The following is a 26,607-nucleotide window of genomic DNA, read 5'->3' on the forward strand; positions in this document are numbered from 1 at the left end:
TGAATAATAGCTGTGCCGGCATTGTACCATGCCTTGCGCCATCGAGACAATTTGGCTGGCCGAACCGGGGTATCAATTTCTGGTCTCGAAACGCAGTCCGCCGAATTGCTCGGCCGTGTACGAAATCAAACAAATCCGTTCTTCTTGATCCGGGGCAATGCCCGACGACAGGCTTTCTGTCTGCCGGCGCAGATACTGGAGCAGTGCTCTCCTCCATTGCCTGGGGTGACCGGCCACGCTCGCGCGCCGTCCAACGAGCGTAGATAAGACAACCTTCAATTCAGGAGTATGAAAATGTCACGTGTCTCCCTCAACCAAGTCGCGCCTGACTTCGGCCTGGCCGACTTTCGCGGCAACACCGTCCGTCTGGCCGATTTCGCGGTTACAAGAACGTCTTGCTGGTCTTCAATCGCACCTTCACTTGACCGTTCTGCCGCGCACATGGCGCAGTTGCGCCAGGATTACAGCCAGTTTGTTGCGCGACATCGAAGTCGTCGTGGTTGGCCCCGAAGACGCCCGGACGTTTGCGGCCTACTTCGCCGAACATTCGCTGCCGTTCATCGGCCTGCCCGACCGGAATGCGAGTGTGCTGAAGCTTTACGGGCAGGAAGTGAACCCCCTGTTCGTTGGGCCGGATGCCGGCAGGTGTTGATTGACAAGGCCGGTGTGGCGCGCTACGTTCACTACGGCCACAACATGAGCGACATTCCCGCCAACGAGCTGCTGGCCCTGGGAGATGAGATCAACGCCGCGGAGGCGCCTGTTCTACCTGCGCCTTGAGCGCCTGCGGCTCGCCGTGGAGCGCTCCACGGCGAGCCGCAGCGTCATTTATCAGTATACATCGGGAATAGGAGCGGCGCGGGCGGGATGGCCGCGCTCAGCGGCCGAACGAGGTTTGTGAGCGCGATTACGCGCTCTTGAGATGCTCGCGAATCAACAGCGCAGCCGTGGCCCCTTCGCCGGCCGCGGAGGCGACCTGCTTGGTGCTGCCGGCGCGTACATCTCCCGCCGCGAAGATGCCGGGCGCGCTGGTCTCCAGAATGCCCGGCTCACGCGTCTCGAAGCCGGTCGGTCGCTCGCCGCCATGCACCAGGTCGTGCCCGGTGACGACGAAGCCCCAGCGGTCGAGGCGAATTCGATCAGGGTTCAGGAAGCCGGTGTTTGGCGTCAGGCCGATGAAGACGAACACGCCAGCGGGGTGGATGACCTCGGTGCTGGCAGACTGAAGGTCCCGGATTGTGACCGCCTTGAGCTTGCCGCCCGCGCCGTCGAAGCGCACAACCTCGGTGTGGAAGCGTACCTCGATCTTGGGATGGCGCAGCGTTTTCTCCTGGATGACCTGGCTGGCCTTGAGTTGATCCCCGCGCACGAGCAGCGTCACCTTCTCGGTCAGGCTGGCCAGGAAGATGCTCTCCTCGGCCGCACTGTTGCCGCCGCCGATGACCGCGACCGGCAGACCCTTGTAGAACGGCCCGTCGCAGGTGGCGCAGAAGTGGATGCCCCGCGCCGATGAAGTCGTTCTCGCCCGGCGCGCCCAGGCGACGGTAGCGGCTGCCCGTGGTCAACAGGAGCGCACGCGCGCTGTACTCGCTGCCGTCAGCGGTAGCCACGCAGTGGTAGTTGTGATGACTGCGGACGCCCGCCACGTCTTGCGCTTGCAACATCTCGACGCCAAAGCGTGCCGCTTGCTGGCGCAACTGGTCGGCGAACTTGGCGCCCTCGATCCCTTCGGCGAACCCGGCATGTTGTCCAGGCGCTCGGTGGCCGCGGCCTGGCCGCCCAGCGCGGCGCGCTCGATCACCAGTGTTGAAATGCCCTCGCGTGCTGCGTACAGCGCCGCGGTCAGCCCGGCCGGCCCACCGCCGACCACGATCAGATCGTAATGGCTGCGCTCGGCCTTCATTTTCAGACCCAGTTTCGCCGCCAACGCCGCGTTGGATGGCTCCACCAGGAGCGTACCATCGGCGAACTCGATGGTTGGGATGATGCGCTTGCCAGCGTTTTTCGCCAACACGTAGGCTTCGCCGGCCTTGTCCTGCTCGATATCCACCCAGCGGTAGGGGATTTGGTGCTCGCCCAGGAACTGTTTGCTGCGGCGACAATCCGGACACCAGTAGGCGCCGTAGACGGTGATGGTTGGTTCGGTCATTTTTTTACCTCTCTTCAGCCCTCAGGGCAGCCAGAAGCGTCTCGAACTCCTCCCGGCAATCCCCGCAGCGCTCCAAGTGATCCTGCACCAGCGGCATGGCTTCGGCTGCCTTTCTGTCTTGATGGATCATCTTGGGCAGCACGACTATAGCACAAACCCGGGTTTGCTACAAACCATTCCTGTGAATCAGGGGACCTCATGGGCCTCGATTCGCATCGCGATGTCGTCCTCGGACACAATACCATAGACGCCTTGCGCGTGCCCTGTCTTACCCCACGACTGCAACCGCGACCCGTTCGCCCCACGCAGTATCCGCCGGGGGTGGAATGCGCCGCGCACGCATCGTCAAGGCGCGTTCATCCGCCGAGCCTCTGTCCGACCGCGAGCTCCAGGTCTTGCGCCTGGCGGCGGCCGGCGCCACGAACGTAGAGATCGCGGCCCGCCTATTCATCACCCCGGGCACGGTCAAGAACCACCTCACCAGTATTCTGAGCAAGTTGGGCGTGCGCGATCGCACCCAGGCCGCGCTCAAGGCCAAAGAATTGCGTCTCCGGTCGTACAGCAAATCGCTTGAGGATCTGAGAAACGGCGTGCAGGCAGCCCGGGCCGTGCATGACCTGGCGAAGATGCTTGGGCTGGCGCTGGCTCACGCCGGTCTACAGGCCAAAGTCGTCCAATTGGCCGCCTACGACTTTCGCGCCGCGTTCGGATAAGCACGGTTCAGACGCCTGCCCCGGCCTGGCACCCCAGTCGCACCCAGTAGGCGGCGCCGAAGAACGGCGCCAGCGCGATCCCCAGCCGGGCGTAGACCTCCGGCGGAATGCCGATGTCGGCCAGGTAGAGGTCACCTGGCACGCGCCAGCCCGGTCTTGGGCAGCGCCAGCGTCAAGGTCCGGTTTGGCTGCACGACGAGCCCTGGCGCCTCGCCGGTGGTTGCGTCCAACCCCGACGGCACATCAAGTGAAAGCACGCGGCGGGCCGATGTGTTGCACAGTTCGATCAGCTCGGCGGTGCGGCCGCGCGGCGCGCCAGCCAGGCTGTAGCCGATCAGGGCGTCCACCACCAGGTCGGCGCCATGCACCAGGCCGGGCGCTTCGCCAGGGTCGGCCGGCGCCAGCCCCGCCGCAGCCAGGATGGCGAGTTGGGCTGCCGGTGCGCCGGTCAAGGCCGCCGCCGCCCGGTCGAGCACGATGGCGACATCGAAGCCGCGATTGTGCAGATGCCGCGCGCAGGCGATCCCGCCGCCGCCGTTGCCGCCCGCGCCGGCCAGCACCACGACATGTCCCGCCATACCCGGATGAACGAGCTGCCCAGCTCGTAGGTCCGGTAGGTGGCGCGCTCCGGGTCGAGCAGCAGCGGGAAGGGCGAGCCGGTCTCCTGCAACCAGGCGCGCGCCCAGTGCTCCGCGCCGAATGAGATGCGCCCATCAGGCGCGATTTCAATCGCTCGCCTACGGCGGTACGCCGCCTGAGCAGTGACCGAATTATCTGACCGGCGCTTCAGGCCGGCGCCAGCGCGCCGACGGCATCCAACTGCGCGCCGATGGCTGTCTCAGCCTTTTTCAGGTCGTAGGCCGCCTGAAGGTTGAGCCAGTATTGGGGCGACTGGCGCAAGGCGCGTCCGAACAACAGGGCCAGGTCTGCCGTGACCGGGCGCGTGCCCTTGACTACGTGCGAAATGCGCATGGGCGACACCCCAATGGCGCGGGCGAATTGCGCCTGGGAAATGCCCAGCTCGCTCAGCGTCTCGAGGAGGAACTCGCCCGGATGGATGGCTGGTAAACGACTCTGGATCATGGTAACCTCGTCTCAGTGATAATCAACAATCTCGACGTCCAGGGCGTCGCGGCGCTCGAAGCGGAAGCAAATCCGCCACTGCTGATTGATACGGATACTCCATTGCCCGCTGCAATCATGTCGCAACGCCTCCAGCCGGTTTGACGGCGGTAAGCGCAGATCCTCGATGGTTGTGGCCGCATCCAACTGCGTCAGTCGCATCGCGGCGCGCCGCTGGATGTCGGCAGGCAGACGGCGCGACTTGCCGGTGGGGGGAGGGGGCCCGCCCCCCCCCGGGCAAGCGGGGGGGGCCCGGGGGGGGGATAAAAAAAAGGGGGTAGGGGGGGCGGGGCCCCCCGCCCGGGGGGGGCGGGGGGGGGGGGGGGGGGGGGGCCCCGGGGGGGGGGGGAGGGGCCGCCCCCCGCCCAGGGGGCCCCCCCCGGACTGCCGCGACATATTCGAGACAACTGAAGGCCGGCGCCTGGCCGATTCCGAAAGCGCGGCAGGCCGACTGGAAGCCTGGGGCCCCTACGTCAGCGACCGCGCCTGGGGCACGGTGCGCAGAGGTTACGCAGCGGGCGGCGGCGTGGGAGTACTTCCCGCACGATCACGCCCGCAGCCGGGCGTATCGCTGGAACGAGGACGGCCTGGGCGGCTTCAGCAACCGCTTCCAGAACCTGGCACTGGCCGTGGGCCTCTGGAACGAGCGCGACCCGGAGTTCGAGCTGATAGATGCGCTGCGCGAGACCTTCGAGCAGGGGCGTTACTTCGATGTCTTCATCGAGTACGCCAAGGCGGGCGAAGAGGATATCCTGTGCCGCATCACCGCGGTCAACCGCGGGCCAGACCCGGCGCCCATCCACATCCTGCCTCACCTGTGGTTTCGCAACACCTGGTCATGGCGGCTAGATAAGGCGCGGCCTGAGCTGCGCGCCATCGCCGAAAATGCAGTCCTGGCGGTGGATCCCCACTTGGGGGAACGCTGGTGGTACGTCGACGGTGACGGGCCCCTGCGGTTCACCGAAAACGAGACCAACGCGGCGCGCCTGTTCGGTGACGCCTCCCTGGCCAATCTGGCCGTGAAGGCCGTGCGCGAGCAGGCGCGCTACTCCGTGCCCGCGTTGAACCGTCAGCGGCGCACCCGCGCGCGCCTGGCGACGCGGACCCGACCGCAGGAACGCGCGTGAAACCGGCAAATAAGCTGGCCCGGCGCATGCGCCGGGCCAGCTTGGTGTCAGTCAGAGGACTGACGTATTTGCCACGAACTACTCGAACACCACGAAGATGGTCACTCGACGACCTCCCAGTGGCCGCCTTTGTCCGGGCCGATGCGCCGGATGCGCCCTTGTGCCTTGAGCTTCTCGATCTGTTTCTTGATAGCTCGGTCTGTAATGCCTACGCTGCGCACAAGGTCCGCAATGGTGATCGCCGGATCAATCTGCATGAGTTCCGTGATTTTCTGTGAACTTTTCTGTGAACTTTTCGGTGAACTTTCTGTCGTTTCCTCATCAATTTCGGGTTCCACCGAACTAATCAATGCTTTTCGGTGAACCGTAGCGGTAAACAAGCACCCGTCGTAATCATCGCTGAATTCGATCTCCGGCCAGTCTTCCAGTGCCCGCTTGATGCCGGAGCCGAGGCCGCGATAGGGCAGCAGGCCCTTGGCGATATACGACACCAGGATCGGATCGCGGATGATGGAGTTGGCAAACGCCGCCATCTCTGCCGCCAGGGCATCGGCGTTGGTCACGTCCTGCTTGAATTGGCGGCGGTTGTCCTCGCCGCGGGCGATTGGGGATTTCAGGTCGTTCAGGTTTCCTGCGCAGACTCGGCATGCCTGCACTCAACCCGTCGCCAGCAACGGTTTGGCGCCCCGCTGAGAGGCGTAGGCGTCCGATGTCTCGCGTGGCACCACGACCACGTCCAGACTGGCGCCGAGGGCTTCGACAAAGCGGCGCAGCGCGCTACTTGCGTCGGGGCCTTCAGAATGCATCGATGCGGGTCAGCACCGGCTGCGCTTTTTCGACGCCCACCTGATGGATGACGCCGGCGCGCAGGGCGACCAGGAGATGGGCATTGACTTCAGGGCTGTCGCCGCCGTCTTCGATCTGCATTTCCAGGGCGTTGAGGATGCCGTTCAGCTTGCGCAGCCGGATCGGCGGCAGGCCCAACTGCTCGATGGCAGCGCGGATCGGCTTGAGATGGGCGACGCGGGCGGCGTCGTAGCGGTTGGGGAGGTTGGTGGGAGGCATGGTGCGGTTTGTCCTTTGATGGTTGTAGTTGCGGACCAGGATCGAGACTGCCTCAGGTGGTGAACGCCAGGGCCGGCATCTCATCCCAGGTGCGGCCGTCGAGCAGCCGCCCGTTTTGTTTTTTGCGCACGCCGCCCCACTGTTTGAAAAAGAAGGGCAAGCCCGCGGCCAGGCACTGATCGCGCACCTGCGTCACCCACGCCGGGTCCAGCGGCCGCGCGCCCGGCCCCGACCCGCCGCCCAGGATGGCCCAGCAACGCATGCACCCAGGGCTGATCTTGGTGCAGCCGGTCAGCGGGTTCCAGGTGGATTCGGTCCACTCGATGGCGGAGTTGGCGCTCATGGCGTGATGTCGGTGCAGGTGCCGGGCACTTGGGGCGAGCGGTCAATCAACTTTCCACGCCAACTGACTTAAGGCGTATGCCCAAGTGGCTGGCACCTGCCACTCGCTCTCATCGAGAGGACGGCGCGACTCTCATTTACAGTCCCACGATCTCCTTGAGTCTTTGACGCATTAGCTCGCGTCGATTCTCGTAGAAATCACCAAAACTGGTCAACGATGGATCGACATCGGGGATGTAATGCTGTTGCTTGTAAGCTCGACGTTCATCCTCCACGGATATTGCTCATCGAGCCATTCGGCAAAGGACTTGTTCGATTTCTCGATATTGGGCGTTCCTGGAGTAGTTGAAGATTTGGAATGCGATCGTACTTCTCCTGAAGTCGGCAATCGTTTGGGGATTCTGTGATGCCTCTTCGTGTCAGTTGCGATCGCGTGAAGTGGCTCTTGGGGTGAATATGATCAATATGGAACTGGTTTCGGAAATCTAGCCACGGATAGAGAAGCGCCAGATTGGAGAAAGCGTACCCGCTGCTGTAAGTGTCATCCAGAATGGCTTTATCCGTCCTCTCCAAACTGCATTGAGCGGTTTGAGGCGAAGTGCCTCTGCGATTTCCTCGGATGGAAAGCCATCTGCATGATCGGTCTTGAGAACATCCCGGACGGCGCGCAAAATCGAGTCCGGTTGACCGGTGAAGGTTCGCTTGAGCAGCGCCATGTTGAGCCAACGACGGATCCGATCACGATCAGCCTTGAACCCTGAAGCATCCACTTATGTTCGCTGGATTACCGCGTTTGTAAACGTAGTACGATGGGGATGACTGCGTTGATCGATGGCAGTGTCGAAGCTGAAAGCCAAAGCCGTGCAAAAGCCGTGCTGTGATCAGGAATGGCTTGAGAGATTTGCGACCACTTTTCTTCGATAACAGCCATGTTTTCGGAACTCGGGTTCGCTGTAGCAATCCGCGTCCCAAGTCAGTTAGCATCAGGCAGTTCTTGAGCACAAAGTCCTTGTGGAAGGCGAATCCCCTGCCAATGCGATTGACTTCGTCTACCAACCGCTGGATTTCATCTCTTGCGTCAAGGGATTTCCATTCGGCAGTGGCAATTGACAGCAGCAAGTCAGAGTAACTGAGCACTGTCCCTGCGCTGTTGACTCGTATGAAGATCGTCAGGACTTTGTCGAGGTCTTGCGAACTCTCGATGTAGTAATTGATTACCGGACGCGTATTCACAGCTGAAAAAAGCGCAGTCAAGGCGCGTTGCGGATATTGAGGCCCAAAGAGATCGTGATCGCGGAGAAATTGATGACATCACCAAGATCGGTGAAGTCGAGAACCTTGCCAACGCGGATGTAGTCTGCTCCGTTTTCCTTCACGTGATCAGCCTTGTCTGTCCGAAAGGAAAGATCATAAGTCAACTCGAAATCCTTAGATCGTTCAGTCAAATTGAGGTAAAGCTGTTTTGGAGGAACGCATCATCGCTGTCCCTGCGACCATAGCGCCTCCTATCCGAATAAGTGCCTCTCAATCCTAGATGAAGAGCGGTAAGACGTTGTTGACCGTCAAGGATTGCCGTAACATTACCATCACCGGCAAGGCCCGCTTTGGGATTGTGCTTCATGTCGCGCTCGTGATAGTGCTGGATGAAGTCGTAGAATTGGAAGTTGCGCTTGTTCTTGGACTGAACCTCCCAGAACAAGAAGGACCCGATCGGATAACCGGTGAGCAACGAGTCAAAGAGCTTGATGATCTGCTCTGGCTTCCAGACGAATTCCCGCTGGATCGCGGCGCAAAGACATATTCACGGCTGTGAATACGGTTCACAGCTTCCCGCACCGTGATTGGCGTTTGAAATGCCATCTCGAACCTGCACCTTTCTGTAGCCGGTGTCATCTTGGCACCCATAAGTTGTGATTCGATCAGCTCAATCTCCTCCCCCGTGAGATCGAACAGTCGATAGACCATCTCGTTGACTTCACCTTCTAACTGCCGAGCTTCAGGGCCTTGACCATCTAGCTCAGCCCTGCACGCCGAGGCTCAAGCTCGCGGCGCATGGTATCGTCGATTTCCGGGATCGGCAGTTGCTCCATGTACTGCGCAATAAAGCGCAGGTAGTCGTTCTGGATGGTCGAACTGATGTGGCGTTAGAAGAACTCACTCACCGGTGAGTTGAGCACCGCCAGCAGCGCCACATCATCGGTGGGGAGCACATAGGGCGTGTTCCCTCAGAATACACCCTTTCCATCGAACGCAAAGCGACACCCTTAGGCAATATCTGGACCAGAAGATCTTTGGGGCGGGTGAAGTCCTTGTAGTACACGCATGAGCGTAGTTCCCACCAATACCGACCTTGATCCTGACGCTTCCGTAGAGCGTCTTCGTACTGTCTCAAATGGTTATAGATTGCCGGGTAAGTGCTCGTGAAGATTGCCGTGGCTTCTCTTTCCGTCTTGGCGCCCCCCATGCGTTAGTGGCATCCTCATCACCGCTGTTTGGCAGCAGAATGAGAAATAGCTCTTCCGCCAGTCAACATGCCACCGCTCTGATGTCTTTGCCCTGAACCCCCGGGCTTGATCACTTGTTGGCAGGACGGGTCTTGGTCTAACAGTCTCTGGCTTTCCCTCTCATCAATCACGAACGCCTGATTGAGACCTGTTTTGATCCCAGAAGAGTATTTGGCATACCGCACCTTCAACAGTTTGTCGTCCGCGTGATCTTCTTGATCAACCTCAATACGTTAGGTTGATCAAGGGTCCAAACCTGCGTGGCGTAATTGCTTTGCGGCATTTTCCAAGACGATTTGTCGACAAATGCTGGAAGCTGGATCAAGACCTCCATCGTGTCAACGGTTAGCGTATGTACATCATGCTCTCCCGCTGGCACTGATCTGGTCAGAACCAAAATGCATGGATACGTGGTCGCATCGAACACCGGCAAATCGCCGAAGTCGATCACTGTCTGCAAGGTGGCCTTCTGGCTGAGATGGCCGCGCAGCCGCTCGCCATAGCCCGCGCGCATGAACTTGTTGCTGCTAATGTAGACCAGCACGCCGTGATGGGGACGCAGCAGGCGTCAACCCTTGGCGTAGAAGTAGACGTACAGGTCGGCCGTGCCCTGGTAGACCTCGGGGAAGTGGGCCTTCAACGCCGGCTTGTGCTCGCCGATCAGCTCCTGGCGCACGTAGGGCGGGTTGCCGATCACTACATCGAACCCGCCCCGCCCCTCGAAGACCTCGTGAAAATAGACATTGAAGTCGAAATCCTGCATTCCGTTGGTGAGCAAGCCGATCAACTGCTCGATCTGCGCGCGCAGCTTGGTTTTTTCCGTAGGATGCGTCTCGTCAAAATAACGCCGTTTGAGCGCATCGAGATCGGCAAAGAGCGCCACATTGAACAGGTTTATCTCCACCTGGCCCCAGCGAATTCCCCTGCACGATCTTGTAGTCCAGATTGGGCAACGGCTGGATGTCGGCGTAGCTCTCCTCGTCCACCACCAGCGACAGCCACAGGCGCAGCTTGGCGATCTCCACCGCGCCGCCGTCAATGTCCACGCCGTAGATGCTCTGCTGGATGGCATGGCGCTTGAGCGCATAGGGCGTGCGCCCGCTCTTGAGCTGCGTGTCCAGCGCCAGCCGCGCCTGCACGATCTCGTGCAACATGCCCACGGGAAAAGCGCCGGAGCCGATGGCCGGGTCGCACAGCTTGATCCCGGCCAGGGCTGCGTCCAGCTCGGCGGCGTGGCGGCGCACGCTGGCGGGCAGCACGTAGTCGCCGCTTTGCAGCCCCGCCTCCTGGGCGCATCCTGTTGCAGCGCCAGCGCACCCCGCCGCACCAGCGCGGCGATCTCCTCACGCGGCACGCTCTCCCGCCGCTGCGGCACGGTCAACGCCTGCTGTTTGGGCGGAGGATCGCCGAAGAGCTGGCCCTGGCTGGGTTCCTCTGGGGCCAGGCCGGCCTCGACCATGTTCAGCGCCGTATCCAGGTAGTGGATCAGGCTCTCCTGGCACATGTAATGCACGATCTCGCGCGGGGTGTAGAAGGCCCCGCGCGATTTGCGGTCCTGCACCTCCAGCATGTTTTCGAAGACCTTGCCCAGCATCTCCGGGTCCACCGCCACTTCTTTTTCCAGCGGCTCCTCCTCCCACACGGTGAAGTTGTAGCGGTCGAAGACATCGAGGATCCCGTGCCCTGGTCGTCCTGGGGATCGCGGCGGTTGGAGAAGAGCGCGTTGGGCAGAGCCAGATGGGTGTGTCGCCAGTCGTAGCCGCCCATCGGCTCGAACAGGCCGCCGTTGAGGAAGGGGATCTTGACCGTGCGGTCGCCAAAGCGAAAGCCGTCGCCGGCGCGCTGCAGGGCCAGGGCGTCGTAGAAAAGCGGTTCCAGCACATCGTTGAAGAAGCTGTCGTAGACGAAGCCATTTGCGCGGTCGTACAGACGGCGTACAAAGTCGCGCGGGCCGCTGCCCCAGAGTTGGTCGGCCGCCACGCCCAGCCAGCCCTTCTTCTGCACGAAGTAGAGGAAGACGATCTGGCCCAGCAGCTTCTTGGCGAAGCCGGGCAAGTCAACGCCGGCCCGCCGGAAGTCGGCGGCCGCCTGTCTGTCCGCGGCCAGGGCCTCTTCCAGCGCCGCCCTCAGCTTCAGGAACAGCTCCTTGTAGCCCTCGAAGAACTGTTTGCTGACCGCCTCGACCTTGAAGGCCTGGGCCAGTTGCGCCAGGGTAGGGTTGACGGCGTCGTTGAGCAGGAAGGGCAGCAGTTGCTGCACCGCGGTCTGGGTGGGTTCGGTCGCTCCCACCAGGAAGGAATAGCGCCGGGCCGTGGTCAGCCGCTCCTCCAGCCCCTCGTCGCCAAACGCATACTCCAGCCGCACCAACGAAAAACGCCAGTCGGCCACGTCGTCGTGATAGAAGGCCGCCAGCACCGCCTCCACCGGCTCGTTGTGATCCTGCCTGAGATAGTGGGCGATGAAGTTGCGCTGCATAGTGCGCGCCCGTTCCAGGCTGCTCTCCCGGTGCAGGCGCACGACCAGCACATCCAGCCGCTCGCCGTTCGGGTCGTAGTAGACGAAGGGGCGCTTGTACTGGCGGATGTGGCCCTGAAAAGCGTGGGGGATGTAGGCGCCGTGGCGCGAGGCGAACGCCCGACTGCGGTCCACCTGGTTGAGCAGGTTGGCGACCAGCCCTTCGAACCGGCTTTCGTCGAACGCGCTGTCGAAGGTCTGGTTGATGGCTTGCACGGCGGCGTCGTGGTTCATGGCTCGTTTCTCAGGTAGGCTGACAGGATGATCTCGCGCTTCTCGCCGGCGCGTTCGGCGGGCGCGGGCGCGGCGTGCAGCACGGCGTCGTCCAGCTCCGCCCGCAGGATGGCCAGGATGTGACGGCCGGAGAGACTGCTGCGCTGTGTACGGGTGATGGTCTGCATGATGCGCTGGCTGGTCTTGCGGGGGATGCGGCCCTCCTCGAAGGCCTGCCGGGCCAGGCGCAGATAGTCTTCGTCCTCGTCGGTCATCTTCTGGTTGTCTTTTTGCGCCGCCCGGATATATTTGAGCACCCGCTGGGCGTTGGTGACGCCGCCGCCCGTTGCCCGCGGGGCTACTTCCTCCTCCAGGGCAGCGTCGAACTGGGCTTTGTTGCGGTTGAGCCAGTCGAAATAGGCGCGGGGGATGGGGATGGCCGGCGCCCCAGGCTCGCAGCGCATCAGGTCCACCGCGCCGAAGAAGTCCAACTCCCGGCTGCTTTCGCCATCCGCCACGAAGAATTTCTTCAGCTTGCCGCGGCGGAAGAAGGTAACCATCTGCTCCCCGCCGTCGTGCTCATCCCCAACGCCCGCGTCCGCCTCCCGGCCCGCCCGCGCCTTGATGGGCAGGCGCTTGATGCGCTGGAACAGGGCGGGGTCGTCGTCCCGCACCTGGCGGATCACCTGCAGGTAGGCCAGGTCCGACTCCTCGTCCGCCGCCTCGCCCTCGTATGTGCGCTTATCCACCAGGATGCGGTACAGCACCTGGCCGCGCAGATCGTGCTGCGTCACCTCCTCCAGCTCGGACAGATATTTGGCGTCCTCGCCCAGCATGTCGTGGAAGGCCTGGAGTTTGGAGACGATGTTGGCCTCCAGGCCCAGTTCCTGATCCGACCGGCTGGTGGGGAAGAAGTTGAAGATGTGTATCCGCGGATGCACTGTGCCCACCCGGTTGACGCGTCCCACCCGTTGCAGCACCCGGGTCGGGTTCCAGGGCAGGTCGTAGTTGACGACCATGTGCGCCCGGTGCAGGTTGATGCCTTCGGCCAGCACATCGGTGGTGACCAGGAAGCGCACGTCGTCTTTGGGGTTACGGCTGCGCGGGTCGAAGTTGGCCTCCACCATGCGCCGGGCTGGTTCCTTGCCCAGGCTGGCGTTGCCGTAACGCCCGCCCCCACCGGTGAACGCCAGCACTCGGCCCGAATAATCCTGTTGCAGGGCATCGTACAGATAGCCGACGGTTTCCGCCGATTCCGAGAAGATGAGCAGCTTCTCACCCTTGAGCAGCGGGTTCTCTGCCAGTTGGCGCAGGAACTCTTCTTGTTTTGGATCAGCCGCCACATCGATCCAAAGCCGGTAAATCTGCATCAGCATGTCCCGGTCAGTCGCCAGCGCGGCGCGGAAATCGGGCACAAAATCGCTTGATCGAAAGCGATCGACCTCCCCCTCCTCCACCAGCCGTTGAATCTCCGCCTCGTCATCCCGATCCAGCAGGTCGTAGATGTCCACCGATTTGCTGATCAGCACCGCGCCGTCGTCGAACATCTGGATGAAGCGATCGTAGGATGCGATGAAGCGCGCCAGCGTCATTCTGAAGGCATAGAAGCTGCTTTCCAGGCGTTTGACCAGCAGTCCCTTCATAAAGCCGCCGACGTTGCGTTGGGATTGCGCCTCGAACTGGGAAATGCCCGCCTTCAAGAACAGGCGGGGCATGTAGCGTGAATAGTGGAATGCCTTGAGCAATTCCATGGTCTGATCGAAGACCGCGCCGGTTTGCTCGTCGAATTCGTAGACCAACCGCTGCGGGTCGGCGATTTCAGGGAAGAACAGTCCCTGCTCGCTGATGTCCTGGCTGTAGTAGCGCATGATCTCCTGGCGGGTGCGGCGCACCATCACATGGCTCAGCACCCCGGTTCTGACCTCCCGCGCCACTGCTTTCACCTCGGCCACATAGCCGGGATCGTCCTTGCTGTCGTACTGGCGCAGCCGCTTCTGCAGGTCGCCGAAAAAGGTCTGCAAATCCCGCACGCCAGGGATCACGCTGCGCCGCGGGGCTTGAAACAGCTTGAGTTGGGAGAAGATGTCATGGATCTGGTTGTTCAGGGGCGTGGCCGAGACCAGGATCACCTTTTTGCCCCAACAGATCGTGTGCAGTTTCTCGTATTGTTGGGTGTTTTCGTTGCGGAAACGGTGGGCCTCATCAATGAAAACGTACTTGTAGCGATCGTGGCCTCGCTCCAGAATGCGGTCGAGTTTGCCCAACGATTCCACCGTCGCCGGCACCCGAAAATCCCGGAATGTCTCCTCCCAATACTCTTTGAGCACGGGCGGGCAGATCACCAGAATGCGGCCATCCGTCAATTGCTGGGCCAACAGGGCCGAGATAAAGGTCTTGCCCAGCCCCACCACATCGGCGAGAAAGACGCCGTTGTAGGCGTCGAGAATGCGCCGGGCGGAGACCACGGCCTGTCGCTGGTAAGCCAGATCGAGAAAGCCTTCGGGCAGGTAGGGGTCAAAATCCTCGTCAGCGTTGATCTCCTCCTTGAAGTACTCGTAGAGGAATTTCAGATACAACTCAAAGGGTGTGATGTCCTCGTTCAGCCAGGTGCGCCGGCGCACGGTATCAACGTACACCTCCGACAACTCGATGGATTCCGCCCACAATTGCTCGAACTTGGCCAGGGCGAACTCAACGTCCGCCCGGTTCTTGAGTTCGACGTTGAATTCGAAGTTGCCCTGCAAGCCGCTGAAGCTGAAATTGCTGGACCCGGTGATCACCCGGCCGTAGTCCATGAACCCATGCGGGAAGCGCTGGATGTAAACCTTGGCGTGGATCTGCTGGCTGGGGTGCGCCCTGATCTCCAGCTTGCCACTCTGCAGGAATTCGATGAACTTGCGGATACCCTGCTCGGTCTCATAGGCGTCATCGGCATGGGCCAATTCGTCCGCCACGTGGTCGGCGAAGCGATCCTTGGTCTCCTTGCTGCTGAGCAGGTTGAATTCGAGCTGGCGGGTCGCATCCTGAAATGTGTCGATGATCTCGAACGCCTGGCGATCTACACTCAGCCCCACCAGAATGCGAATGCGCTCCACATCCTCCAACGCCTGGTAGAGCAGGTGAAAGCCGCTGGTGCGGAAGTAGCCCACCAGCACATCGAAGTACTGGACATGGGCTAGTGTGCTCTTGAACCGATCCAGCAGGCTGGCGCCCGGTTCATTGGTGAAGAAAGTCAGGTCGTTGGACATTGCGTAGCTCGATTCGGTAGGCGAGATGGCACAAAATACCAGTTGGCAGTCATTTTACCCCAAAACAGCACTGCAGGCCATTCGACCAGCAGTTCCAAATGTAGCCTGGTTTTTTACCACAGAGATCACAAAGAACGCAGAGAAGTTGCCGATTTGCGTCTGATCTGCCGTTTCTTTGTGTTCTCTGCGTTCTTTGCGGTTGAATGTGTGCTACATTTGGAACTGCTGCCATTCGACCGGCCCACAGCAGAACACGCTAGAGCGCTGCGAGTGGCAAGGCGAGGACGCCATCCCCCAGGGGCAGCGTGGATGGGCCGGGGTAGATGACAAAGCCACGCGCGGCGCGGTCGCCGAAATCACGCCGGAAGGCCCGGATTCCCTTTGCCATCTCAGGCCGTGCGGTGCTTGAGCGAAATTCGTCTGAATCTGGGGTAAGAGATCATTGGAATCTGCCATCATGAGCAGGCTATTGAAGCCGCCTATGCCATCCCATGCCTTGCGCGGGTTGGCCGGGAGTGCAGCAGCCGCGGCCTGATCGAGCCACCACAGCAGTTCCCCCACTCCTGGGTTGATGCGTTGGGCGGGCCAGCGGCGCGGGTCGCGTGGGCCGGTCAGCGTCGCGGCAACTGCATCGGCCTTATTCCTACCTGTGACCAGGAAGGCCACGACGCGCGCCGCGTTCAAGACCTGCGGCGTCAGCGTCACCCGTTGCGCAGGTCGTCCCTCGTAATCGGCCGTCACGGCAAGGGCGGGCGCGTCTGATGCCGTGGGCAAGGGCGAGCCGGGAAAGAGCGATGCTGTATGGCCGTCGGCGCCCAGCCCCAGGAAGACCCAATCGAAGCGGGGCCAGGCCTCGCCCGGGTTGGCGGACTCACGCAGTTGGCGGACGTAATCTTCCGCGGCCGCGCTTGGTTCCCATTCGCCGCGCACGCGATGGATGTTTTCTGCCGGCGCCGGAACCTGATCGAGCAAGGCTCGCCGCGCCTGGCCGTAGTTGCTTTGCGGGTGATCCGGCGGCACGCAGCGCTCGTCACCCCAGAAGAAGCGCATCTGCGGCCACGGCAATTTTTCCCGGTACGGCGGCCGCGCCAGCAACTCGTACAACGCCTGTGGCGTGCCGCCACCCGCCAACGCCACGGTGAAGTAGCCGCGGGTGTTGACCGCCTGACTAACCGCCCGCACGAACTGCGCGGCGACGTCCCGGATGAGCGCAAGTTGTCCTCGAAAATCCTGATGATCGGCTCAAGCATGATAGCCCTCCAGCTCTAGCCCATGGCACGCGGCGCCGAACAACGCCGCCTCGGGATTGCGGATCACATGTACCGGCACCTGCTTGAGAAAGTCGGCGAAATGCCCTTTGTCGGTGAACGCCCGATTAAAGGCCGCTGTCGTCAAGAAGCGCAGCAGGCGCGGCGGCAATCCGCCGCCCAGGTAGATGCCGCCGGTCGCCAGCACCCGCAAGGCCAGATTGCCAGCCTCGGCTGCCAGGATGTCCCGGAAGAGCTCCAAGGTCGCGCCGCAGATTGCGGCCTGCCCCTCGACGCCCGCACGGACAATCACCCGGGTCGGATCCGGCGCGCTGGCCAGCTCGGCGGCCAGCCAGTTCGGCTCTTCGTAACGGCCGCTGTCGCGCAGAAAACCGTACAGGGTAGGCAGCCCGCGGCCCGAACAGATCTGCTCGTAACTGACGTGACCGGGGCGGGGTCGCAGATACGCCAGGAGTTCGGCGCCCAGCGGTGTGTTGGGCGCAAAGTCGGCATGGCCGCCTTCCGAGGCGAAGGGGCGGTAGGCGTTGCCAGTCCACAGCAGGAACGCCTCCCCCAGGCCGGTGCCGGGGGCGATAACGCCCAACGGCGCCTGGGACGCCGGCCTGCCCTCGTTGAGCGTTTCCAGATCCTCAGCGCGCAGGTTGGGCACAGCGTGGGCGATGGCAGCCAGGTCGTTGAGCAGGCGCGCCGGCGCGCCCAGCCATGCGCTGAAGGCCTGCTCCTCGATCACCCACGGCAGGTTCGTAGCCTGGACGCGGCCGGCGACGACCGGCCCGGCGATCCCGAAGCTGGCGCGGCGGATCGCTACGTCCTTGCCCTGCAGGAACGCGGCGACGATGGCCTCTAATGAAACGTAATCCGCGCTGGGAAACGTCGCCTTCGCAACGGGTGCGTGCGGTCCAGCCTCCGCTGAGTAGAGCGCCAGGGTGGTTTTGGCGCCGCCGATGTCACCGGCGAGCCACAAAGCCCCGTCCGCCTGGGCCAGGTTCTGTTGATGGATCATGCCTTCTTTTTCCTCTTTTGCAGTAACTGCTCAGGCGGCCCCCCTGCCCCCCAATTTTGGGGGGGAAAGCATTCGGCTCCCCCAGGATTGGGGGGCAGGGGGGCCGCCTGCCTCTTTCAAAGCTGCTGTGACCTTTTCGACCGCTGCCTCATACGGTTCAGCGAGCCTGGCACGCAATGCATAGTCTGTGTTCTGCTTCAACATTACCATACCCTCCCTATCCTCAATGACCCACCGCACACGGGATCTTTCGCCATCGGAAATCTCCTTTCTGACTGACGAAGCGAAATGCTTGATTGTTATTCTACTTGATTTCGGAGTAATGCGGTAGCGCCAAACGGACGATGCGGCGGGGGGCATCTCTACTGGTCGCCCGATCCGCCAAATAGCCTGTTGTGGGACCGAGACGCCTCAGGATTGCCGCCGCTTTGCGTCTGGCTCGGCTCCACCTTCGGCTACCAGGCGTGGCGGACGGCTTCGGTGGGCGTCAAGATCGTGGGAAGTGATCAAACGGAGCGATCAACATGGCTGAAGACTCGATTGCCGGCCTTCACGCGCATCGAGCCATATCGCTCACCAGACGGTCAGACCGAGATAGATGCACTTGCCGAGAACAGCGAACGGTGGGCGGTTGAGGTCAAGTGGCGGCAGAAGCGAGTCGGCCGCAGTGAGTTGGAGCAGCTCCTGGCGGCCGCCGCCGGCCTGAACGCGCGTGCCTGGTGCGTCTCGCAGGCTGGCTTCACACCCGACGCCCTGACCTTTGCCGCCAACAATGCCATCTTGCTGAGTAACGCCGCAGATCTGGCCGCGCTGGCGAAGCTGGCGCGTTGATCTGAAACAGTCAAGCAAGACCCGCACTTCGATTGAGCGCTCCCAAACACCACCTGACTTTACCCAGAGCAGCGAACGAGGGATACAGACCAAAAGGCGCGCCAGACTTTGTTCCGCGCCGCGCTGGTGCTATACTCCGTGGCATGATGGAAACCCATGCACGGTCGCGCGCTGTTCTTTTCCTTTTTCTCACCGCTGCGCTGTGGAGCACCAGCGGCCTGCTCATCAAGCTGCTGACCTGGGAGCCGCTGGCTATCCTGGGCGGGCGCAGCATCGTGGCCGGCATCGTGATCTGGTTTTCTCTGCGTCGGCGCGACGTCCATGTGACCCGCTTCACCCGCTGGCAAGTAGTGGGCGCGCTGAGTTACGTCGGCACGCAGCTCATGTTCATCACCGCCACCAAGCTGACGACGGCGGCCAACGCCATCTTCCTGCAATACACTGCGCCGATCTATGTCCTGCTGTTGGGATGGTGGCTGCTCAAGGAGCGTCCCCGCCGCGGCGACTGGATCGCCATGGCTGTGATCTTCAGCGGGCTGCTGCTCTTCCTGGGCGATGACCTGACATTGCAGGGCCTGCACGGCAATGTGCTGGCTATCCTCAGCGGCGTGCTCCTGGCCGTCACCACCCTGGTCACGCGGGGCGAAACGCGCGGGACGCCGGCCGCGACATTTCTCCTGGGCTGTCTCATCGGCGCGGTGATCGGGCTGCCCGCCCTGCTGCAGGCCACCTTCTCGCCGTTGAACCTGGGGATGATCGTCTTCCTGGGCGCTGTCCAGATGGGCCTGCCCTTGATCCTCTACTCGGCCGCGATCCGGCATGTGCGCGCGCTGGAGGCCAGTCTGATCCTGACCCTGGAGCCGGTCCTCAACCCGCTGTGGGTCTTCCTGGTCATCGGCGAAGCGCCGGGGCAGCTCGCCCTGGCCGGGGCTGCGCTGGTGGTGTTGGCCCTCACCGGCCGCGCCTGGGTCAGCGCCCGCAATTCGTGACGCCAACCGCCTTTTTCGCATCCTCGCGTCCTCGCATCTTCGCGGCCTTGTGTGAGGCCTGTTTTTGTGATAACATGAAATCAGGTTTCTTAGAGTGCGCCAGGCGCGTCTGCAATCGGCTCGCGCCTGGCTTGGAGTGAGAGCATGGAGGCAATCTATGCGAGACCGGATCTTGAAACGAGCAAAACATGAGTACACCCCCGGTCAGCGGCTGGCCGCGCTGGCGGCTGCAGCCCCGTTCTTTCTCATCATTCTGCCCCTGCTCATCTACCGCCTGGGCGGCTGGCTGGATCGCGCGCTGGGCTGGCCGGCGCTGATCTACCCGCCGGCCAACGTCGTCCTCGGCGGGCTGATGGTCCTGGCCGGCTTGGCGCTTGCCGTCTGGACGATCACCATGCAGTTCACCCTGGGACGGGGCACCCCCATTCCCGTCATGGCGACCCAAAAGCTGATCGTCCGGCCGCCGTATTCCTTCTGCCGCAACCCCATGACCCTGGGCACAATCGTGGCCTACCTGGGCATCGGCGTCATCCTCGGATCGCCGGGCGCCGCACTGGTGATCATCCTGGGCGCCGCAGCACTTCTCACCTACATCAGGCGCGCAGAAGAGCAGGAGATGATCGCCCGCTTCGGCGACGAGTACCTGGCCTATCGAGATCGGGTGCCGTTCATCATCCCCCGGCTGCGCAGGAGAGGGCCATGAACCGCCCACAGCGAACGTTCACCCGCGTGTCATTGTCCTAATGCTCTTCTTCATCGTGGTCATCCCCTTCCTGCCCTTGCTGGTCTCCTGGCGCTGGGATTGGTGGGAAGCCTGGGCCTATGCCGCCATCAGCATCCTGGGTTTTGCCATCAGCCGGGCGCTGGCGGCGCGGCGTCATCCCGATCTGCTCGCCGAGCGCGCCCGTTTCATGCAGCAGGAAGACACCAAGCCCTGGGACAAGCGCCTGGCGCCGCTGCTCGGACTGGGCGGCGCGCTTGTTCTGCTGGTTGCCGGGCTGGACCGGCTTTGGGGCTGGTCGCCCGCGTTCAGCGGCCCGCTGAAGCTCCTGGCGCTGGCCCTCATCCTGGCCGGCTATGCCTTAGGCTCCTACGCCTTGATCGCAAACCGCTTCTTCTCCGGCACGGTGCGCATCCAGACCGAGCGCGGCCACCACGTCGTGTCGAGCGGCCCCTACCGCTGGCTGCGCCATCCCGGTTACGCCGGCGCGCTCGTGGCCTACCTGGCAACCCCGTTCTTCCTCGATTCAGCCTGGGCATTCCTCCCCACCCTGTTCGTCATGGCTGTCCTGGTCGTTCGCACCGCGCTGGAAGACCGCACCCTGCAGGCTGAACTGGCAGGCTACCGGGAATATGCCGGCCAAGTGCGTTACCGGCTGCTGCCGGGCGTCTGGTGAACCCAGAGAGGCTGTCTGAAATCCCCATCTTCGGTCCCTTACCCCGTGATTGGAACCTGAATACGAGCGGCGGCGTCATCGGCTGAAATCCAATGGCCGCGCTACTCGTTCGTTGTGAGCCTCAGGGTTGCGCGGTCTACCAGTTCGAAAGGATGTCATTCATGGCTCTTATCACACGTCTGCGTACCCATCCCCGGCGTCAGGTCGCGGTGGCGGCATCGCTGCTTTTTGCCACGGCCGTCTGCCTGCTGCAGTTAGGCGTGCGCGCCGTCTACGCACGCAGCACCGTTCATTTCCACCTGGTCTGGAACCTGTTCCTGGCCTGGCTGCCCATGCTCAGCGCTGATCGCCTACAACCTGGCAACGCGCGGCCGCTGGCGCAGTTGGCTGCTCGTCTTACCCTGCCTGATCTTCTGGCTGCTCTTCTTCGCGCCCTACATCCTCACCGACATGCTGCACCTGCGACCGCAGGGCAACATTCCGCTCTGGTATGACCTGATCCTGCTCATCACCTTTGCCTGGACCGGCGCCTTCCTGGGCCTGATCTCGCTCTACCTGATGCAATCGCTGGTGCGCCGCGGCCACAGCGCCTGGGTCAGTTGGCTCTTCACCTTCGCCGTACTCGGCCTGACCGGCTTTGGCGTCTACCTGGGGCGCTTCCCGCGCTGGAACAGTTGGGATGTGATCACCAACCCCAGCGGCCTGCTGCTCGACATCGCCGGCCATTTCCGCCATCCGGTCGCCAACGCTTCCGCCTTCGTCTTCTCCGCCCTCTTCGCCCTCTGCCTGGCCGCCATGTACTTCATGCTCGTCAGCATCATCGAGTTCAGGCAGGAGGAGGCGTGAGCGCTTCGACGCACCTATTTTACGATCTCTAAACGACCCCTTCGTATACTTCAAGGCGTGCGGCTTCCGAGGGCTGCAAAGCTCGAAAGAGCGTTGACGCCGCATACGTTTTAGATCGAAGGACAAATTCACATGAGTCACACCCATTTTGCGCCTCGTTTCCGCCTGGCCTGGGTCGCGTGGGCGATCGGCTTCGGGCTGCTGCTCTGGCCGGCAGCGGCCTCTGCGCACACCGGCGACGCCAGCGCGTGGCCTGGCGCGCCTGTCTCCAGCCCCTCCACCGTGTTCTTGCCGATGATCAGCCGCCAGCGCCTGCCGCCGACCGCCGATCTGATCGAGCGGGCGCGTGAGCGAGGGGAGATCAACGCAGAAACCGCCCTGATCTACAAGGTGTTCGCTGTCTTTGGCGACGCGCGCCTGCCGCCGCGGCTGCGCGGGGACGACCGCGACGTGCTGGACTCCAACGCGGTGGCCGAGGCGACGCAGCGCTTCGAAACTCTGACGCCGGCAACGCGCCAAACCGTGGTCCCTTTCCTGATTCCACCGGTGTACGCCGGCAGTTGGTATGACCAGCGCGTCCACGGCGCGTCGGCAACGGCGGCAACCGCGCAACCGACCGATCATATCAGCGATCGCTGCAACGAGGTTGCGCAGAACCTGCTCATTCCCCTGGAAACCGACCATTTCGTGGTGTGGTTTCCGCCCAACGATAACAGCTTTTGGCAGCGCGCCCTGGCGATCAGCACCAACCTGGAGACGCGCATCTACCCGATCCTGACCGATCTGCTGCGTGTGCCGTTGAGCGACGCGGGCCTGGGCTGCAACCCCAGCGATGACCGTTTGGATGTCTACATGGTCTACGACCCCCTGCCCGGCCGCGAAAGCGCCCTGGCGATGGTGAGCACCTATCCTGGCAAGGGCTGCAAAGCGGCGCCCACCTACATGCAGGTGCTCAAACAAGGCTCGTCCGAAACCAACACCGTCGCGCACGAGTTCATGCACATGCTTCAGTACGCCTACAACCCGGCGGCCGGCTGTTACGATTCATGGTGGATGGAATCAACGGCCAACTGGGCGATTGACTATTTCGAGACCATGGACGGTCAGCCCGGCGCGCAGTCAGAACAACGGTATGCCAAGTCATACCTGGAATCGGCCTTGCTTTGGCTGGATGACACCACCGGCATCCGCGAGTACGGCGCCTATCTATGGCCCTTCTACCTGAGCCATTACACCGGCAGCTAGCACCCTGAACTGATCGCGCAGATCCTGGCTGCCACGCAACACGGCCAACGGCGACCTGTACCAGGTCATCAACGATCGCATCACAGGCGGGTGGGAGCAGCGCTGGCCTGAATTTGCCCTGCTCAATCTGAACCTGCCTCCCAACAACCGCTACGAGGCGTGGGACAATTTCCAGAAACGCTGGCTGGTGGACTGGCGCATGGCCGATGCGCGGGCGCTGCTCGACGACCCTTACTGGGTCCACTATCTCAATGCCCAGCCCGCGGGCGATCCGCTCGCCCTGCCCGATCTTGGCATCTTTTATGAGGAGATTGCGATCGCTGACGATGTGCGCATGTGGGCGTTTGCCAACACCTTCAACAACATGCCTCACATGCGCGTGCAGGCGCTGCTCTACCGCGATGGGCAGGGCTGGCAAGGGCCGGAGGACTGGTCGCAGCGCAAATGGAGCCTGTTCTGCCAGGACATCCCTGCGGAGCGCGTGGAGCGCGTGCTCTTGATCATCAGCAACAGCAACTGGCAGCGGCGCACCGACAGGATCGCGCCCAACGGCGATTTGCGCGTGGTGAGCAGCGATCTACCCTGCGCCGGCTGGCGCGGAACCAGCAGTTGGCAAATGGTGGGCCAATCGGTCAATGAAGAGGGGCAGGTTGACTACACGCTGCGGGGCGACGCCACGCCGACATTCACCCTGACGCGGCGCATCCTGGCAGGCGACCAGGTGGGGCTGGAATTTCAACCGACCGCCGGCAACGCCACCTGGCTCACCGCGTTTACCGCGCTGGATTTTCAGACGGGACACACGACCAGTTGTACGCAAAGCAGGCGGCGGCGCTCTGGGCGCCGATCTTGGCGGTTTGTTCATCACCGAGGATTGAGCGGCGAGACGATGCAGCGGCAGTTCATGGCGGGCGGGCTGATCCCGGCCTGGGCGCTGCTCGGTCTTCGACCTGGACGCACATCCCCTGGCTGGTGACAGACATTCGCGATACCGCTCCGCGTCCCTGGCCGACCTCTGCGCCGCACGGCCGGCTGCAGGGCAGCGACAGCTTCACGGAGGTCGGTGATGGCACTACCGACACAACGACATCGGCATGGAACCTGACCGGGTTCGCGCCCGTAGCGCCGCCGCTGGCGAGCCGATTGAAATCGCGCCTTTTCCCGATCAGGCGCGGCGGCAGCGCACCTGCCCAAGCCATTGGCATATTCCTTTGTGGCTTGGCGTCCTCTGTGAAAATTCGTAACTGCTCAGGCGGCCCCCTGCCCCCAATCCTGGGGGAAAAGCATTCGCTCCCAGGATTGGGGGGCGGGGGCACTCAGGCGCTTTGGAGTACCAGCGGCCTGCTCATCAAGCTGCTGACTTGGGAGCCGCTGGCTATCCTGGGCGGGCGCAGCATCGTGGCCGGCATCGTGATCTGGCTTTCTCTGCGGCGGGGAGACCCCATCTCCCCCACTTCACCCGCTGGCAAGTGGTGGGCGCGCTGAGTTACGTCGGCACGCAGATCATGTTCATCACCGCCCCAAGCTGACCACGGCGGCTAACGCCATCTTCCTGCAATACACCCCCGCTGTGGGTCTTCCTGGTCATCGGCGAAGCGCCGGGGCAGGCTCGCCCTGGTCAGGGCTGCGCTGGTGGTATCGGCCCTCACCGGTAGCGCCTGGGCCAGCGCACAGAACTCGCGATAGGATTCATCGCTTTCTCGGTAACTGACTTGACAGTGGCAGACAGGTTTGGTCTACTTCACTCATGTGAGTGATAACTCATGTGAGTGATAAAGGGAACGATATTACATGTCTAGCTTTTTACTGACTCTCTGCACCAACGTTTCACCCATTTGCCAGATTTGCCTAATCTGCGCTGGATGACTATAATAACTATAAGAACAGAATTTTTATTTCATCCACAGGGGGGTTAGAACTTCACCCATCTTATCTGGACGCCCTCAATTTCTCGGATGATGGTGTGTCGTCAGCCTGCTCAATTCAATTTTGCGCACAATCAATGAACTGATGCTCTTATGATCCCGTGACCCGAACAGGAGGGCTTGCGCATGACAACACCGGTTCCTTCCGCCAGTGAACTGGCACACTGTTTTCAGTTGGTCGAAAGCCCTGCCGATCAACGCACCCCGTGGCGTTGTTGGACGGTGGACGAGGCGCTGAATTGCTGCAGTTGTTGGTATGCGCAATCTGTATGGTGAGCGTTGAGCGTCTGCTGCAAAGCGGACCAAAGTGGCCCGTCGGGGGTGGCAATCGTATGTCGCGGTGATGGCCGACATGGTGGAAACACACCATGACCAGGTATGTGCGCTGGTGGACAACAACCCTGAGACCTGGCACGCCCTGTGCCGAGAGGTGCATACGCTGACCCTGCGCTACCTGGCGCGTTGCCGTAGCGACGGCCGACAACGGGCGCGTTTGGACGGCGAAGATATCACCCCAGACCATGTGCTAGAAGCTGCTCACAATCCTGCCGCGCTATCCGTGGGATATGAATTTTTGTGGCGTGGCTGACGAAGATGTGAGCGCAGCACCTGACGATTGACGTGATGCGGCAACATGCGGCACTGGATACGGCGGTGTCATATGACCTGGACATGTTGCAAGAAGGTTATGATGAGACGTCGCACGAAATTCGCCGCGATCGGCTGCGCTTGGCCAGTCATGACCACTCCTCGCTGCTGTTCGATGAGGCGCTGATCGAGGCGCTGACTTTGTATCACCTCAGCGTGGCGGCGCAATGCGTTTGTTCACTGTCGCCTGTTGGACGAAAGTTTGAGCGACGTGGCCTCAAGCTATGATGCAACCTACCGCGCCATTCTAGTGCCCTCCTACGCCGAGCAACATCTCGCGCCTTCCTCGCCCGAGCACCCCGATCATTTCAACCCGTAGGTCACGAGTTACGAGCCTGGTTGTTCTTGATGACAAAAACACCTGGTCATCTCGGCCCGCAAGCGGCGCCCTGTTCATGGCGTAGAGAGACTCGCATCATGTTTGCGGCTGAACGAAAGACACAAGGGAGAATTCGGGGGAATTCGGGAGAGTTTGATGAAGGAACAGAGTTATGGTGGCGTACGCCAGCAAGTATGGCACAACCAAGGGGATTGCCGAGAAGATCGGCGCAGTGTTGGGCGGCGCGGACACTCTCGACCGACGTGGCGCCCCTCAGCAGGTCGGTGATTTGGCGCCGTACAGCGCCGTGGTACCTGGGCAACGGTCTATGCGGCGTGGCGCCAGGAGGCGGCGACATTTTGTGATTACATGCGCTGGCGTTAGGCGCGCTCCCGGTTTAGCTTTTCTCCAGTGGACCGACCGGCGTGGGCGATCCACTGGTGTTGATGAAGGGTTGGCGCTATCCCAGGCGCGTTTACCAACCTGTGGCCGACAGCATCAAGCACGCGCGGTCGCCTTTTTACACGGCGCCATTGACAGAAAAAACTCAACCTGGCCGAGAAACTGCTCGTCAAAGGCATCAAAGGCGCCGGTTGGCGGCTTCAGGATTGGGCGCGATCGGTGCATGGGCCGCGGACATCGCCGCGGCATTGGCCGACTGGAGCGCAGTCGACGGCAGCTTGGAACAGTTGGGATGTGCTGGCCTAATCCGAGCAGGTCTGCTGCTCGACACCGCCAGCCACTTCCGCCATCCGGTGACCAACGCATCGGCGTTTGTCTTTCCGCACTCTTCGCCCTGTGCCGGCCGCCATCGTACTTCATGCGGGTGGTATCATCGGAAAATTCAGGCGGGAGGGGAGAGCGGCCCCGCCATCAGAAGTCCCATTTCTGGTGGCGGCTTTGGTTTTATCCCCGATCATGCTATAATAATTGCGCAACCGACCTGGTCACTGTTTCCGTCATCTGCAGACCCCCGACATACAGCGCCATGTGGCTTTGTCTGCCAGTTCTCTGTCTCAGCCAGGGGTCAATCGGCTGGCATCAAGTACGCTGCTTCCAGACCGATGTTCGCCTCAAGCAGCCGTTATGTGCTGCGGCGCGCAGGGATGGCGGCTCATTTGTTTCACGACATTATGCCG

At 62.1% G+C, this 26,607-nt stretch carries 34 protein-coding genes and 2 pseudogenes; 18 read left to right on the forward strand and 18 right to left on the reverse strand.

The genetic code is table 11. From position 1 onward, the window contains the following. Positions 1–472 precede the first annotated feature (472 nt). The gene (locus IPF85_RS24505) at positions 473–652 is read left to right on the forward strand and encodes a hypothetical protein (protein ID WP_343410671.1); all 180 of its coding nucleotides are present in this window, start codon (positions 473–475) and stop codon (positions 650–652) included. Continuing rightward, the gene (locus IPF85_RS24510) at positions 646–780 is read left to right on the forward strand and encodes a hypothetical protein (RefSeq protein WP_343410672.1); all 135 of its coding nucleotides are present in this window, start codon (positions 646–648) and stop codon (positions 778–780) included. The genes IPF85_RS24505 and IPF85_RS24510 overlap by 7 nt, the downstream gene beginning before the upstream one ends. 127 nt (positions 781–907) lie before the next feature. On the opposite strand, the gene IPF85_RS24515 is transcribed toward IPF85_RS24510, so the two are convergent. Both IPF85_RS24515 and IPF85_RS24520 read right to left on the reverse strand, forming a co-directional pair. Further along, on the reverse strand, positions 908–1,498 hold the full coding sequence (locus tag IPF85_RS24515; RefSeq protein WP_343410701.1) for an FAD-dependent oxidoreductase: 591 nt from the start codon (positions 1,496–1,498) through the stop codon (positions 908–910). A gap of 63 nt (positions 1,499–1,561) precedes the next feature. Beyond that, positions 1,562–2,149, reverse strand: coding sequence for an FAD-dependent oxidoreductase (locus IPF85_RS24520; RefSeq protein ID WP_343410673.1), 588 nt, complete (start codon positions 2,147–2,149; stop codon positions 1,562–1,564). 365 nt (positions 2,150–2,514) lie between these two features. On the opposite strand from IPF85_RS24520, the pseudogene IPF85_RS24525 reads away from it, so the two are divergent. Next, positions 2,515–2,700: pseudogene (locus IPF85_RS24525) on the forward strand (response regulator transcription factor); the annotation flags it as partial. Positions 2,701–2,869: 169 nt separating this feature from the next. Here the strand turns inward: IPF85_RS24525 and IPF85_RS24530 are convergent. The 4 genes from IPF85_RS24530 to IPF85_RS24545 all read right to left on the reverse strand — a co-directional run bounded on the left by IPF85_RS24530 (position 2,870) and on the right by IPF85_RS24545 (position 4,176). Next, complete coding sequence (locus IPF85_RS24530) at positions 2,870–3,004, reverse strand: hypothetical protein (RefSeq protein WP_343410674.1); 135 nt, start codon at positions 3,002–3,004, stop codon at positions 2,870–2,872. After that, positions 2,994–3,440 carry an NAD(P)H-hydrate epimerase gene (locus IPF85_RS24535; protein ID WP_343410675.1) on the reverse strand — a complete coding sequence of 149 codons (447 nt, stop codon included), beginning with the start codon at positions 3,438–3,440 and terminating at the stop codon, positions 2,994–2,996. The genes IPF85_RS24530 and IPF85_RS24535 overlap by 11 nt, the downstream gene beginning before the upstream one ends. Positions 3,441–3,648: 208 nt before the next feature. After that, the gene (locus tag IPF85_RS24540; protein WP_343410676.1) at positions 3,649–3,945 is read right to left on the reverse strand and encodes a HigA family addiction module antitoxin; all 297 of its coding nucleotides are present in this window, start codon (positions 3,943–3,945) and stop codon (positions 3,649–3,651) included. 12 nt (positions 3,946–3,957) lie between these two features. Beyond that, the gene (locus IPF85_RS24545) at positions 3,958–4,176 is read right to left on the reverse strand and encodes a type II toxin-antitoxin system RelE/ParE family toxin (protein WP_343410702.1); all 219 of its coding nucleotides are present in this window, start codon (positions 4,174–4,176) and stop codon (positions 3,958–3,960) included. 437 nt (positions 4,177–4,613) lie between these two features. Between IPF85_RS24545 and IPF85_RS24550 the strand changes: the two genes are divergently transcribed. Further along, positions 4,614–5,111: a hypothetical protein gene (locus IPF85_RS24550; protein WP_343410677.1), complete on the forward strand. Its 498-nt coding sequence runs from the start codon at positions 4,614–4,616 to the stop codon at positions 5,109–5,111. 101 nt (positions 5,112–5,212) lie between these two features. Here the strand turns inward: IPF85_RS24550 and IPF85_RS24555 are convergent, their stop codons facing one another. The 4 genes from IPF85_RS24555 to IPF85_RS24570 are packed head-to-tail and all read right to left on the reverse strand — an operon-like array spanning position 5,213 to position 6,519. Next, entirely contained in the window at positions 5,213–5,767 is a 555-nt protein-coding gene (locus IPF85_RS24555) for a hypothetical protein (RefSeq protein WP_343410678.1), read from the reverse strand. After that, entirely contained in the window at positions 5,768–5,917 is a 150-nt protein-coding gene (locus IPF85_RS24560; RefSeq protein ID WP_343410679.1) for a hypothetical protein, read from the reverse strand. Continuing rightward, positions 5,907–6,176 carry a hypothetical protein gene (locus IPF85_RS24565; protein ID WP_343410680.1) on the reverse strand — a complete coding sequence of 90 codons (270 nt, stop codon included), beginning with the start codon at positions 6,174–6,176 and terminating at the stop codon, positions 5,907–5,909. Before IPF85_RS24565 ends, IPF85_RS24560 begins: the two co-directional genes overlap by 11 nt. A gap of 52 nt (positions 6,177–6,228) precedes the next feature. Then, the gene (locus IPF85_RS24570) at positions 6,229–6,519 is read right to left on the reverse strand and encodes a DUF5131 family protein (RefSeq protein WP_343410681.1); all 291 of its coding nucleotides are present in this window, start codon (positions 6,517–6,519) and stop codon (positions 6,229–6,231) included. A 634-nt stretch (positions 6,520–7,153) separates the two neighbouring features. On the opposite strand from IPF85_RS24570, the gene IPF85_RS24575 reads away from it, so the two are divergent. Next, the gene (locus tag IPF85_RS24575) at positions 7,154–7,279 is read left to right on the forward strand and encodes a hypothetical protein (RefSeq protein WP_343410682.1); all 126 of its coding nucleotides are present in this window, start codon (positions 7,154–7,156) and stop codon (positions 7,277–7,279) included. A 489-nt stretch (positions 7,280–7,768) separates the two neighbouring features. Here IPF85_RS24575 and IPF85_RS24580 read toward each other — a convergent pair whose 3' ends face one another. Further along, positions 7,769–7,936, reverse strand: coding sequence for a hypothetical protein (locus tag IPF85_RS24580; RefSeq protein ID WP_343410683.1), 168 nt, complete (start codon positions 7,934–7,936; stop codon positions 7,769–7,771). A 134-nt stretch (positions 7,937–8,070) separates the two neighbouring features. Here IPF85_RS24580 and IPF85_RS24585 point away from each other — a divergent pair, with 134 nt between their 5' ends. Then, entirely contained in the window at positions 8,071–8,331 is a 261-nt protein-coding gene (locus tag IPF85_RS24585) for a hypothetical protein (RefSeq protein WP_343410684.1), read from the forward strand. Between the two features lie 878 nt (positions 8,332–9,209). Here IPF85_RS24585 and IPF85_RS24590 read toward each other — a convergent pair. The 7 genes and pseudogenes from IPF85_RS24590 to glk all read right to left on the reverse strand — a co-directional run bounded on the left by IPF85_RS24590 (position 9,210) and on the right by glk (position 17,268). Next, complete coding sequence (locus tag IPF85_RS24590) at positions 9,210–9,536, reverse strand: hypothetical protein (protein WP_343410685.1); 327 nt, start codon at positions 9,534–9,536, stop codon at positions 9,210–9,212. 54 nt (positions 9,537–9,590) lie between these two features. Continuing rightward, complete coding sequence (locus IPF85_RS24595; protein ID WP_343410686.1) at positions 9,591–9,905, reverse strand: Eco57I restriction-modification methylase domain-containing protein; 315 nt, start codon at positions 9,903–9,905, stop codon at positions 9,591–9,593. Continuing rightward, positions 9,859–10,302: pseudogene (locus tag IPF85_RS24600) on the reverse strand (DNA methyltransferase); the annotation flags it as partial. The pseudogene IPF85_RS24600 and the gene IPF85_RS24595, both read right to left, overlap by 47 nt. 205 nt (positions 10,303–10,507) lie before the next feature. Next, on the reverse strand, positions 10,508–11,770 hold the full coding sequence (locus tag IPF85_RS24605) for a hypothetical protein (RefSeq protein ID WP_343410687.1): 1,263 nt from the start codon (positions 11,768–11,770) through the stop codon (positions 10,508–10,510). Continuing rightward, positions 11,767–14,997, reverse strand: coding sequence for a helicase-related protein (locus IPF85_RS24610; protein WP_343410688.1), 3,231 nt, complete (start codon positions 14,995–14,997; stop codon positions 11,767–11,769). The genes IPF85_RS24605 and IPF85_RS24610 overlap by 4 nt, the downstream gene beginning before the upstream one ends. Before the next feature lie 210 nt (positions 14,998–15,207). Beyond that, positions 15,208–16,203 carry a 6-phosphogluconolactonase gene (gene pgl / locus IPF85_RS24615; protein ID WP_343410703.1) on the reverse strand — a complete coding sequence of 332 codons (996 nt, stop codon included), beginning with the start codon at positions 16,201–16,203 and terminating at the stop codon, positions 15,208–15,210. A 36-nt stretch (positions 16,204–16,239) separates the two neighbouring features. After that, positions 16,240–17,268 (reverse strand): glucokinase, encoded by a 1,029-nt coding sequence (glk, locus tag IPF85_RS24620; RefSeq protein ID WP_343410689.1) that lies wholly within the window; start codon positions 17,266–17,268, stop codon positions 16,240–16,242. A gap of 417 nt (positions 17,269–17,685) precedes the next feature. On the opposite strand from glk, the gene IPF85_RS24625 reads away from it, so the two are divergent. The 12 genes from IPF85_RS24625 to IPF85_RS24680 form a co-directional block, all read left to right on the forward strand. Beyond that, on the forward strand, positions 17,686–18,099 hold the full coding sequence (locus IPF85_RS24625) for a restriction endonuclease (protein WP_343410690.1): 414 nt from the start codon (positions 17,686–17,688) through the stop codon (positions 18,097–18,099). 143 nt (positions 18,100–18,242) lie between these two features. Then, positions 18,243–19,088, forward strand: a complete 846-nt coding sequence (locus IPF85_RS24630; RefSeq protein ID WP_343410691.1) for an EamA family transporter — start codon at positions 18,243–18,245, stop codon at positions 19,086–19,088. A gap of 172 nt (positions 19,089–19,260) precedes the next feature. Further along, positions 19,261–19,791: an isoprenylcysteine carboxylmethyltransferase family protein gene (locus IPF85_RS24635; protein WP_343410692.1), complete on the forward strand. Its 531-nt coding sequence runs from the start codon at positions 19,261–19,263 to the stop codon at positions 19,789–19,791. A gap of 40 nt (positions 19,792–19,831) precedes the next feature. Continuing rightward, positions 19,832–20,485: an isoprenylcysteine carboxylmethyltransferase family protein gene (locus tag IPF85_RS24640; protein WP_343410693.1), complete on the forward strand. Its 654-nt coding sequence runs from the start codon at positions 19,832–19,834 to the stop codon at positions 20,483–20,485. A gap of 161 nt (positions 20,486–20,646) precedes the next feature. Beyond that, a complete protein-coding gene (locus IPF85_RS24645) occupies positions 20,647–20,979 on the forward strand; it encodes a hypothetical protein (protein WP_343410694.1) in 333 nt (110 codons plus the stop codon). Next, a complete protein-coding gene (locus tag IPF85_RS24650) occupies positions 20,903–21,331 on the forward strand; it encodes a DUF1361 domain-containing protein (RefSeq protein ID WP_343410704.1) in 429 nt (142 codons plus the stop codon). Before IPF85_RS24645 ends, IPF85_RS24650 begins: the two co-directional genes overlap by 77 nt. Positions 21,332–21,463: 132 nt before the next feature. Then, positions 21,464–22,576 carry a hypothetical protein gene (locus tag IPF85_RS24655; protein ID WP_343410695.1) on the forward strand — a complete coding sequence of 371 codons (1,113 nt, stop codon included), beginning with the start codon at positions 21,464–21,466 and terminating at the stop codon, positions 22,574–22,576. A 187-nt stretch (positions 22,577–22,763) separates the two neighbouring features. Further along, on the forward strand, positions 22,764–23,552 hold the full coding sequence (locus IPF85_RS24660; RefSeq protein ID WP_343410696.1) for a hypothetical protein: 789 nt from the start codon (positions 22,764–22,766) through the stop codon (positions 23,550–23,552). A gap of 254 nt (positions 23,553–23,806) precedes the next feature. After that, positions 23,807–24,061 carry a hypothetical protein gene (locus tag IPF85_RS24665; RefSeq protein ID WP_343410697.1) on the forward strand — a complete coding sequence of 85 codons (255 nt, stop codon included), beginning with the start codon at positions 23,807–23,809 and terminating at the stop codon, positions 24,059–24,061. Positions 24,062–24,808: 747 nt separating this feature from the next. Beyond that, entirely contained in the window at positions 24,809–25,090 is a 282-nt protein-coding gene (locus tag IPF85_RS24670) for a hypothetical protein (protein ID WP_343410698.1), read from the forward strand. A 65-nt stretch (positions 25,091–25,155) separates the two neighbouring features. Continuing rightward, on the forward strand, positions 25,156–25,377 hold the full coding sequence (locus IPF85_RS24675) for a hypothetical protein (RefSeq protein WP_343410699.1): 222 nt from the start codon (positions 25,156–25,158) through the stop codon (positions 25,375–25,377). 516 nt (positions 25,378–25,893) lie between these two features. Next, positions 25,894–26,607: hypothetical protein (locus IPF85_RS24680; protein WP_343410700.1), on the forward strand; the 714-nt coding region annotated here is incomplete at its 3' end.

The organism is Candidatus Amarolinea dominans (assembly GCF_016704685.1).
Classification (GTDB): Bacteria; Chloroflexota; Anaerolineae; order SSC4; family Amarolineaceae; genus Amarolinea; species Amarolinea dominans.

Excerpts from the sequence above, each read along its gene's own strand:
- glk (WP_343410689.1), bottom strand. The coding sequence starts at position 17,268 with ATGATCCATCAACAGAACCTGGCCCAGGCGGACGGGGCTTTGTGGCTC.
- IPF85_RS24520 (WP_343410673.1), bottom strand. The coding sequence starts at position 2,149 with ATGACCGAACCAACCATCACCGTCTACGGCGCCTACTGGTGTCCGGAT.
- IPF85_RS24590 (WP_343410685.1), bottom strand. The coding sequence starts at position 9,536 with ATGCGCGCGGGCTATGGCGAGCGGCTGCGCGGCCATCTCAGCCAGAAG.
- IPF85_RS24645 (WP_343410694.1), top strand. The coding sequence starts at position 20,647 with ATGGCTCTTATCACACGTCTGCGTACCCATCCCCGGCGTCAGGTCGCG.
- IPF85_RS24540 (WP_343410676.1), bottom strand. The coding sequence starts at position 3,945 with ATGATCCAGAGTCGTTTACCAGCCATCCATCCGGGCGAGTTCCTCCTC.
- IPF85_RS24630 (WP_343410691.1), top strand. The coding sequence starts at position 18,243 with ATGATGGAAACCCATGCACGGTCGCGCGCTGTTCTTTTCCTTTTTCTC.
- IPF85_RS24640 (WP_343410693.1), top strand. The coding sequence starts at position 19,832 with ATGCTCTTCTTCATCGTGGTCATCCCCTTCCTGCCCTTGCTGGTCTCC.
- IPF85_RS24575 (WP_343410682.1), top strand. The coding sequence starts at position 7,154 with ATGATCGGTCTTGAGAACATCCCGGACGGCGCGCAAAATCGAGTCCGG.
- IPF85_RS24655 (WP_343410695.1), top strand. The coding sequence starts at position 21,464 with ATGAGTCACACCCATTTTGCGCCTCGTTTCCGCCTGGCCTGGGTCGCG.
- IPF85_RS24565 (WP_343410680.1), bottom strand. The coding sequence starts at position 6,176 with ATGCCTCCCACCAACCTCCCCAACCGCTACGACGCCGCCCGCGTCGCC.
- IPF85_RS24535 (WP_343410675.1), bottom strand. The coding sequence starts at position 3,440 with ATGGCGGGACATGTCGTGGTGCTGGCCGGCGCGGGCGGCAACGGCGGC.
- IPF85_RS24610 (WP_343410688.1), bottom strand. The coding sequence starts at position 14,997 with ATGTCCAACGACCTGACTTTCTTCACCAATGAACCGGGCGCCAGCCTG.
- IPF85_RS24605 (WP_343410687.1), bottom strand. The coding sequence starts at position 11,770 with ATGAACCACGACGCCGCCGTGCAAGCCATCAACCAGACCTTCGACAGC.
- IPF85_RS24560 (WP_343410679.1), bottom strand. The coding sequence starts at position 5,917 with ATGCATTCTGAAGGCCCCGACGCAAGTAGCGCGCTGCGCCGCTTTGTC.
- IPF85_RS24570 (WP_343410681.1), bottom strand. The coding sequence starts at position 6,519 with ATGAGCGCCAACTCCGCCATCGAGTGGACCGAATCCACCTGGAACCCG.